This is a genomic window from Paraburkholderia sp. RL18-101-BIB-B, assembly GCF_046026985.1.
Taxonomy (GTDB): Bacteria; Pseudomonadota; Gammaproteobacteria; order Burkholderiales; family Burkholderiaceae; genus Paraburkholderia.
Genome location: NZ_JARESV010000177.1, coordinates 1 through 775 on the forward strand (window position 1 = coordinate 1; position 775 = coordinate 775).

The 775-nt window shown below is 59.7% G+C and carries 1 pseudogene; it reads right to left on the reverse strand.

Annotated features, from left to right (window positions below):
- A pseudogene (locus P0D73_RS46575) lies at positions 1 to 775 on the reverse strand (error-prone DNA polymerase); the annotation flags it as partial.

A 775-nucleotide genomic window follows, 5' to 3' on the forward strand; every position in this document is an offset into this window, starting at 1 on the left:
CAACGCCTCACTCGGATACGTCACGGGTTCGAATCCTTGACGACGTTGCAGATAAGGATGGACCGCGCCACCCTGAATCGGTCCCGGCCTGACGATGGCTACCTCGATGACCAGGTCATAAAAGGTGCATGGCTTCATGCGAGGCAGCATGCTCATTTGCGCCCGCGACTCAATCTGAAACACGCCAACAGTGTCCGCAGCAGAAATCATCTCGTACGTCTGCGGGTCTTCAGCGGGAATGTCTTGCATCTCAAAGCGCTCGCCGCGTTGCTCCGACACGATGTCCAGCGCGCGGCGGATGGCCGACAGCATGCCGAGCGCGAGCACGTCAATTTTCAGGAGGCCTAGCGCCTCGAGGTCGTCCTTGTCCCATTCGATAACGCTGCGGTCAGCCATTGCCGCATTCTCGACCGGCACGAGACGGGTCAGCTTGCCGCGACTGATAACAAAACCGCCAGAATGCTGTGACAGATGACGTGGAAAGCCTAGGAGCTGTGACGCGAGTCTCGCCCACGCCTGCGTAAGCGGCTTCTCGGGGTCAAGCCCGGACTCGGCGAAGCGCTTCAGCAAATCCTGACTGTTATCAAACCAGTGATGCGACTTGGCGACCAGGTCAACTATCTGAGGGTCGACGCCAAGGGCCTTGCCAGTCTCGCGGAGCGCGCCACGCGGTCGGTAGGTCGAAACCGCAGCGGCAATTGCGGCGCGGTCGCGACCGTATTTGCGATAGATGTACTGGATGACTTCTTCGCGCCGCTGATGCTCGAAATCCACG